The organism is Actinosynnema sp. NPDC059797, assembly GCF_042732085.1.
Taxonomy (GTDB): domain Bacteria; phylum Actinomycetota; class Actinomycetes; order Mycobacteriales; family Pseudonocardiaceae; genus Actinosynnema.
Map to the genome: position 1 here is coordinate 1 of NZ_JBHWIE010000338.1, position 7,722 is coordinate 7,722.

At 75.1% G+C, this 7,722-nt stretch carries 8 protein-coding genes; 6 read left to right on the forward strand and 2 right to left on the reverse strand.

All coding sequences use genetic code 11. The features are described 5' to 3' along the window. On the reverse strand, positions 1 to 509 hold a 509-nt coding region (locus tag ACFV4N_RS36370), incomplete at its 3' end, for a TetR/AcrR family transcriptional regulator (RefSeq protein WP_499677208.1). Next, entirely contained in the window at positions 506 to 1,900 is a 1,395-nt protein-coding gene (locus tag ACFV4N_RS36375; protein ID WP_499677209.1) for an FAD-dependent monooxygenase, read from the reverse strand. The genes ACFV4N_RS36370 and ACFV4N_RS36375, both read right to left, overlap by 4 nt. Positions 1,901 to 2,022: 122 nt before the next feature. Between ACFV4N_RS36375 and ACFV4N_RS36380 the strand changes: the two genes are divergently transcribed. The 6 genes from ACFV4N_RS36380 to ACFV4N_RS36405 all read left to right on the forward strand — a co-directional run bounded on the left by ACFV4N_RS36380 (position 2,023) and on the right by ACFV4N_RS36405 (position 7,682). Beyond that, a complete protein-coding gene (locus ACFV4N_RS36380; RefSeq protein ID WP_499677210.1) occupies positions 2,023 to 2,637 on the forward strand; it encodes a DUF6518 family protein in 615 nt (204 codons plus the stop codon). Positions 2,638 to 3,065: 428 nt separating this feature from the next. Further along, positions 3,066 to 3,233, forward strand: a complete 168-nt coding sequence (locus ACFV4N_RS36385) for a hypothetical protein (protein ID WP_499677211.1) — start codon at positions 3,066 to 3,068, stop codon at positions 3,231 to 3,233. An 82-nt stretch (positions 3,234 to 3,315) separates the two neighbouring features. Continuing rightward, positions 3,316 to 3,927 carry a TetR/AcrR family transcriptional regulator gene (locus tag ACFV4N_RS36390; RefSeq protein WP_499677212.1) on the forward strand — a complete coding sequence of 204 codons (612 nt, stop codon included), beginning with the start codon at positions 3,316 to 3,318 and terminating at the stop codon, positions 3,925 to 3,927. Then, positions 3,924 to 5,189 (forward strand): glycosyltransferase, encoded by a 1,266-nt coding sequence (locus ACFV4N_RS36395; RefSeq protein WP_499677213.1) that lies wholly within the window; start codon positions 3,924 to 3,926, stop codon positions 5,187 to 5,189. The genes ACFV4N_RS36390 and ACFV4N_RS36395 overlap by 4 nt, the downstream gene beginning before the upstream one ends. Before the next feature lie 12 nt (positions 5,190 to 5,201). Further along, a complete protein-coding gene (locus ACFV4N_RS36400; protein WP_499677214.1) occupies positions 5,202 to 5,735 on the forward strand; it encodes a DUF6653 family protein in 534 nt (177 codons plus the stop codon). Between the two features lie 165 nt (positions 5,736 to 5,900). Then, entirely contained in the window at positions 5,901 to 7,682 is a 1,782-nt protein-coding gene (locus ACFV4N_RS36405; RefSeq protein WP_499677215.1) for a tetratricopeptide repeat protein, read from the forward strand. Positions 7,683 to 7,722: the final 40 nt, after the last annotated feature.

Here is a 7,722-nt window from a genome sequence, read left to right on the forward strand (position 1 = left end):
GTCAGGGCCGTGGTGAGGGCGGCGGTGGCCGCCGCGGCGATCACGCGCAGCCGCAGGTCTACCGGTCGCTGTTCGCGGTCGGCGAGCGCGCCGGCGAGCAGGTCGCCGGTGGCGGCGGTGTTGTGCCACTGCCGTGCCCGCAGTGCGGGGGTGGTGATGATGAGCCGGGCTCGGGTGTAGACCGCGTCGCGGTCGGTGTCGAGCACCGCGTCCAAGCCGGTGAGCAGGGCGGCGCGCAGCGCTTCCAGCGGGCTCTCCCCGGTGGGGCGGGCACGGACCAGCCCGACGATGAACGGGTCGTAGTCGTCGTCCTCGACCACGGCTTCCTTGGTGGGGAAGTGGCGGAAGAAGGTCATGTGCGACACGCCCGCCGCGGCGGCGATCTGCTCGACCGTGGTCTGGTCGTAGCCCTGCTCCAGGAACAGCCGCAGCGCGTGCTCCTGGATGGCGCGGCGGGTGCGTGCCTTGCGCTGCTCGCGCAACCCGCCTCGTCCTGCCTGGTTGGTCACCGGTCAAGCATGACCGCCAGCGCCCGGCGCAGCGCGGCCGGCTCCGGTGTGCCGCGCCAGGCCAGGTGGCCGTCCGGGCGCACCAGCAGCGCGTCGCCGTCGCGGCGCACGTGCCGGACCTCGCCGAGCGCGTCGCGGGCGACCGCGGCGCAGCCGTCGTCCCGGGGTGAGGCGAGGGTCCAGCCGAACCGGTCGGTGGCCGCGAACTCCGGCACCCGGTCGCCGACCCTGGGCCGCCGGCCGAACGGCGAGCGGGCGTAGCTCGTCCTGAGCTGCGACGCTCGTTCCCAGATCAGCCTCTCCACCGCCGGCAGGCCCATCAGGGGGAACAGCGCGCGGTCGCGCACCAGCCGGGCCGCCGGGGACTCGCCCAGCACGAGCCCGGTGAGACCGCTGGTGGCGCCCAGCACCTCCTCGGCGACGGGGCGGCGTTCGGCCTGGTAACCGTCCAGCAGCCGGTCGCCCGCGCGGCCCGAGGCCACCAGCGCCAGCCGCCACGCCAGGTTCTCGGCGTCACCCAGGCCGGTGTTCATGCCCTGCCCGCCGAACGGGCTGTGGATGTGCGCGGCGTCGCCGGCCAGCAGCACCCGGCCACGCCGGTAGGTCTCGGCCAGGCGCCGGTGGATGCGGAAGACCGAGGTCCACAGCCAGCCCTCGCCCGCCGGGACCCGCGCGCCCGCGTGCCGGTGCGCGGCGCGGGCCAGGAACTCCGGGACGTCCCGCGCCGGGGTGCCCGGGGCGGGGGCCATGAACCGCCACACCCCGCCGGGCAGCGGGAACGCGGAGAACACCTCTCCGCCGCGCACCCACACCCCGACCGAGTCGCGGGGCAGCGGCAGCTCGGTCCGCACGTCGCCCAGCACGAACCCCTCGACCAGCGGGACGCCGGGGAAGCCGATGCCGGCGGCCTTGCGGACCGCGCTGTGCGCGCCGTCGCAGCCGACCACCCAGTCGGCCGGCACCGGTCCGGCCGGGGTGGACAGCGCCGCGCCGCGCTCGTCCTGCTCCAGGCCGGTGACCGCGGTGTTCCACTCCACCTCGACGCCGAGGTCCGCCAGGCGCGCCCGCAGTTCGGCTTCCACCTCGGCCTGCGACACGAGCAGGCCGGGGCGGCGGACCAGGGCGGTGGGACGGCCGACCCGCAGCTCACCGGAGCGGCGTCCGCCGACGTGGACCACCACCCGCCGGATGCCGACCGAACGGGCCGGCAGGTCGCCCAGCGCGCCGAGCCGCTCCAGCACCTCGCTGCCACGCGGTTGCAGGCCCAGGGCGCGCGAGGTGGTCACCGGTCCCGGTGCCGCGTCCACCACCCGCACCCGCACGCCGTGGAGGCGCAGCGCGCACGCCGCTGCCAAACCGGTGGGACCCGCGCCGACGACCACTGCGACCATGCTTCTAGTGTTAGTCACTAACAAAAGTTAGTCAATAACATTTTACGGCGGATGGAGGGAGTGTCGGCCTGCCGTTCGGTCCCGGATCGGATGACTATGAACTGTGTGTATAGTCGCGATCCGTGACGATCGTTGACCAAGAGCGCCCCATGCGACGACTGTCGGCGGCCCTCGTCGGTGGCCTCTTGCTCGGCGTGCTGACCAACCTGGCCCAGGGCGTGCTGCCCGGTGCGTGGAACCAGCTCGCCAACTCCGGCGCCGTGTGGGCGGTGGTCGCGTTCTGCGCCGGGGCGCTGCTGTCCCGTTGGGGGATGGCGGTCTCGCTGATCGGTGGGCTGTGCGCCGAGTGCGGCCTGGTGCTCGGCTACTACGGCTGGGCCGAGGTCGGCCGTGACGGCATGGGCGACTGGACCTGGCCGCTGGTGTGGCTCGCGATGGCGTTCCTCGCGGGTCCGCTGTTCGGCGCGGCGGGCGCCTGCTGGCGTGCGGGCGGGCGGGCTTGGCAGCGGGTGGCCGGCCTGGCGGTGCTGGCGGGTGTGTTCGGGCAAGAGGGCCTGCACTACGCGCTGGTGCTGGGCTACGAGCCCCAGGCGTGGGCGTGTGGCACGGTGTTCGCCTCGGCGCCGCTGTTGGGGCGCACGTGGCCGGAGCGGGCGATCACGCTCCCGGTGGCGGCCGCGCTGGCGTTGCTCGCCCATGCGACCGTCGGGTCGGTGTTGGGCGGGCTGAGCGCGTAGTGACGACCCGGGTGCCCGCACCGCTGAACCGGTTCCACCGGTGTTGACCGCCCGCCCTCGGCGGTAGGGTGAGGCCCGGTGTGCCGGGAAGCCCACCTGCGCCCACTCGGAGCTGGCCCAGGTCGTGTTCGCCTTCGAGTTGGCGGCGAGGACCGCCGGTCGCGTGGACGTGGCCTGCGTCCGGGTGCCCGCGGTGCGCTTGGACGCCGACCGGCTGGCCAGGATGCCACGGCTGTCGTGTGTGCTGTACGCGCCCAAGAACCGGCTGGCGGCCTCGCCGGAGGACATGGCCGCGACGTACGTGCGCCTCACCGAACGCCCCGTCGACCGGTCCGACCGCGCGGACGGGCGGGACCGGGAACCCGTCGTGGGCTTGGCGGGAGTGCGGGTGAGACGTCACCGGGCACGGCGAGTGGAGAGGAGCGGTGATGTCGGGGAAAGCGGTGGTCTTCGCCCTGGTGACCTCGGTCCTGGTGATCGGTGCGGCCGTGACGCGGGACGGGAGGGCCGCCGTGTTCACCCTGCTCGGGTGCGCCTTGGCGGGAGCGGTGCTGCTGCTCCTGCACCTCTGGGCGGACCGGCGCCGACCTCGGTGACCGGACAGGGGCGGCGCAAGGAAGGCGTCAAGACCACCCGCTGACGCTGGCGCACGCTGAACAGTTGTTCAATGATCTGTACATGTGTTCAGCCAAGTCGGACCTGACCGCACGGGCCCGCATCCGCGACGCCGCACTCGCGCGCTTCGGCGCCGACGGGGTGGCCGGTGCCTCGGTGCGCGCCATCGCCGCGGACGCCGGGGTGTCGCCCGCGCTGGTGGTGCACCACTTCGGGTCGAAGGAAGGGCTGCGGCACGCGTGCGACGAGCACGTGCTGGCGGCCATGGACGGCGGCGACGAGTTGGCGGGTGAGGCGCTGGCGCGGGTGCTGGCCGCGGCGACGCCGGTGCGGCGCTACCTGGCCCGCGCGCTGCTGGACGGCACCGACGCCGCGACCGCGCTGTTCACCCGGATCGCGGAGCGCACCGAGCGGTGGCTGGCCGAGGAGGAGGCCGCCGGCCGGGTGCGCCCCACGGCGGATCCCCGGGCGCGGGCGGTGGTGTACGTGTCCTGGCAGCTCGCGCCGCTGCTGCTGGGGGAGCAGGTCGGGCGGCTGCTGGGCGGCGACCCGGCCGAGACCGCCACCGCGACCCGCGGCGCGCGGGCCGGGCTGGAAATGCTCACCGGCGGCCTGTTCACCGACGACCACTGGCTGCGCGCCTTCACCGAACTCGACGGGGGAGGCGCGCGGTGAGGGCGCTGCTGGTCACCCACGGCACCCGAGGCGACGTGCAGCCGATGCTCGCGCTGGCCGTAGCGCTGCGCCGCGCGGGCCACGGCGCCCTGCTGGTCGCACCGCACTCGGCCGCCGCCATGGCGGCCGAGCACGGGGTGGACTTCGCCGGGTTGGACGAGGGCCCCAACCGGCTGCTGGACGACCCCGTGCTCCGGCGGGCCGTGGACGGCGGCTACCGCGGCCTGCGGGGCAAGGTCACCGCCGTGCGCACCGCGCGCCGCATCAAGCCGCTGATGGCGGACGTGCTGCGCGACCTGGGTGGCATCGCGCGCGGTGTGGCCGCCGACGTGGTCGTGCACACCCCGACCCTGCCCGCGCAGCACGTCGCCGAACTGCTGGGCGTCCCGGCGGTGCTCGCCGCCCTGCAACCCGGCTGGGTGCCCACCCGCGTGTTCCCGTGCCCGATGCTGCCGTTGCCGAGGCTCCCGAAAGCCCTCAACCGCGCCACCTACCTGGCCGTGAGCGCGACGCTGCGCGCTTACGCCGGCATCGCCGACCGGTGGCGGGTCGACCAGCTCGGCCTGTCCCGCCGGCGCGGCGCGCACGACCCGCTGCACGACGAACACGGCCGCGACCGGCTGGTGCTCCAGGCGTTCAGCCCCCTGATCGGCGCCGTCGCCCCGGACTGGCCGACCGCCGTGCGCACCACCGGCTTCTGGTACCTGCCCGACACCCCGTGGGCACCACCCGCCGACCTGGCGGAGTTCCTGTCCGCCGGACCGCCGCCGGTCTACGTCGGCTTCGGCAGCATGGCCGGCCGCGACGCCGCGCGCACCGGCCGGATCGTCGTCGAGGCCGTGCGCGCGGCCGGCGTCCGCGCCGTGCTGGCCACCGGCTGGGGTGGCATCGCGCCACCGTCCACAACGGAGGTGCACGTCATCGACCAGGCGCCGCACCAGTGGCTGTTCCCGCGGACCGGCGCCGTGGTGCACCACGGGGGAGCGGGCACCACCGCCGCCGCGCTGGCCGCCGGCGTGCCGCAGGTCGTGTGCCCGTTCGTCGCCGACCAGCCCCACTGGGCGCACCGCGCGCACGCCGCCGGCGTCGCACCACCACCGCTGCGCCAACAACGCCTCACCGCGACCGCCCTGTCCGAAGCGATCACCACCGCCGTGCACGACGAGGCGCTGCGCCGGCGCGCACGCGAACTCGGCACCGACATCCGCGCCGAGGACGGCGTCACCCGGGCGGTCACCGCACTGGAAGAACTCATTCGCTGAGGAGGAAGCACCGTGGACGTCGCCGACCGGATCGCCGGGGCCTTCCGCATGGACGACGAGGCGTGGCGGCGCCACGCCAACCCCTGGAGCGTCTGGACCCGCTTCGCCGCCATCCCCGCCCTGCTGGTGGCCGTCTGGAGCCGCACCTGGATCGGCTGGTGGAGCCTGCTGCCGATCGGTGCCGTGGTGGCCTGGCTGTTCGCCAACCCGCGGGTGTTCCCGCCGGTCCGAACCCCCGAGAGTTGGGCCGCGCGCGGCATCTTCGGCGAACGGGCCTGGCTGCGCGACCGCGACCTCGTCCCGCCCGACCACCGCGCCGTCCTGCGCCTGCTGGTCGTCGTGGGCCTGGCCGGGTTCGGCCTGACGGCGTGGGGACTGGTCGCCCTGGAGGCGTGGCCGGCGGTGTTCGGCTCGACCGTGCTGGTCCTGGCGCAACTGTGGCGCATCGACCGCTTCACCCGCCTGTGGGAACACGTCGACGGCCACCGCCCGGCACCCGACCGGCCGACGGGCACTACCCCGCAGGTGACGCCACCCGCCACGTGAACGGACCGTGCCCGGCTTCCCGGAGGGGCACCGCCGTCACCCGCGCCGCTCCCCGGGCCGGCGAACGAGCGGCTGCGCCACTCGGGCCGGCGCAGACCGAAACCCTCGCGCGACGACGTGCCGCGCCGGCACAGTTCCCACAGCGATCAGCAACGCGATCAGGGGGTGCCGGTGGAACCGGAGCGGACGGACGGCTCCCGTGAGGTCCACGTCCACAACGACCTGTCCGGGACCGTGACCGGGCCGGTGGCGCAGGTCGGCGCGCTGTACGGCGACCTGCACCTCCACCCGACCCCGCCACCGGCCACCGCCGCACGCGCGCGTGTCCTGGGCCGGATCCCCACGGAGGCGGACTGCTTCCGGGACCGCGCGCTCCCGGGGCCCTCCGACGAGGCGCTGTGGGTGTTCACCGGCATGGGCGGCGTGGGCAAGACGCAGTCGGCGGCCAGGTACGCGCGTCGCCGCATCGAGTCCGGCGACGTCGACCTGGTGGTGTGGGTCGACGCCTCCTCGCGCGACGCGATCGTCTCCCGGTACGCCGCGGCCGGTGTCGAGTTCGCCCGAGCCCGGGCCGACGACCCCGAACCGGCCGCCGAGCTGTTCCTCGGCTGGTTGGAGACGACGCCGCTGCGGTGGCTGGTCGTGCTGGACGACCTGGCCGGCCCCGCCGACCTGACGGGGCTGAGACCTCCCGCGTCGGGACGCACCGTGATCACCACTCGCCGCCGTGACGCCGCGGTCGCCGGGCTGGGTGGCCGGTGGGTCGAGGTCGACGTCTTCACCGGGGACGAGGCGGACTCGTACCTGCGCGCCGCCCTCGACGCGCGGTTGGCTGACGACGTCGCCGGGGTCGCCGCCGACCTCGGCCGGCTGCCCCTCGCGCTCGGGCAGACCGCCGCGTACATGATCGACCAGGACGTGCCCTGCACCGAGTACCGACGGCGCTTCGCCGACCGCACGAAGCGCCTCGCCGACCTCGTGCCCGCGCCCGACGCGCTGCCCGACGAGTACCGCAAGACCGTGGCGGTCACGTGGTCGCTGTCGATCGAGGCGGCGAACGCCCAGCACCCCGCCGGCTTGGCCGGCCCCGTGCTGGAGCTGGCCGCCCTGCTGGACCCGGGCGGGATCCCCACCACCGTGTTCACCGCCGAAGCCGCCCGCCTGTGGCTGGGCCACGCCCCTGTGGCCGGGGCGTGGCCGGGGCTCGACGTCGACACCACCCTAGCCGCGCTGCGCCGCCTGCACCTGTTCAGCCTGGCCACCGTCGAAGCCGAAGCGGTGCGCGTGCACGGCCTGGTGCAGCGCGCCGTCCGCGACCACCTGCCGGCCGACCGCCTGTCCGAGCTGGCCTGGGCCGCGGCCGACTCCCTCGCCCACGTCTGGCTGCTCGACGAGCTGGACGACGGCCACGAGTCGGACCTGCGCCAGAGGCTGCGCGCGAACGCCGGCGCCCTCGACCGCTGTGCCGGTGAGCACCTGTGGACCGACGACGAGTACCACGACGTCCTGGACGTGCTCGGCGAAAGCCTCAGCGAGATCGGGCAGGCCGCTGCTGCCGCCGCGCACTTCGCCCGGATGGAGGCCACCGCCACCGAGCGGCTCGGCCCGGACCACCGGCTCACCCTGGGCATCCGCGGGAAGCTGGCCCTGTGCCGCGGCGACAGCGGCGACCTGCGCAGCGTCGAGGACGCCAGGCAGCTCGTGGCGGACCGGCGGCGGGTGCTCGGCCCGCTCCACCCGGACACCCTCACCGCCCGGCACACCCTCGCGCGCCAGCTCGGCCTCGCGGGCAGGCCGTCGGCCGCCGCCGCCGAACTCGAACAGCTGCTCGCCGATCGCGTGGAGGTGCTCGGCCCGTTCCACCCGGACACCCTCACCACGCGGCACAACCTCGCCGCGAACCGCGGGGAGGCCGGTGAAGCCGACGCCGCCGTCACCGCGTTCTAGTAGTTGATCGTCGACACCGAGCAGTTTTTAGGGAGTGATG

What these genes read in the sequence shown, in the direction of transcription:
- ACFV4N_RS36375 (WP_499677209.1), bottom strand. Translation starts at nt 1,900, where the DNA reads ATGGTCGCAGTGGTCGTCGGCGCGGGTCCCACCGGTTTGGCAGCGGCG.
- ACFV4N_RS36385 (WP_499677211.1), top strand. Translation starts at nt 3,066, where the DNA reads ATGTCGGGGAAAGCGGTGGTCTTCGCCCTGGTGACCTCGGTCCTGGTG.
- ACFV4N_RS36390 (WP_499677212.1), top strand. Translation starts at nt 3,316, where the DNA reads ATGTGTTCAGCCAAGTCGGACCTGACCGCACGGGCCCGCATCCGCGAC.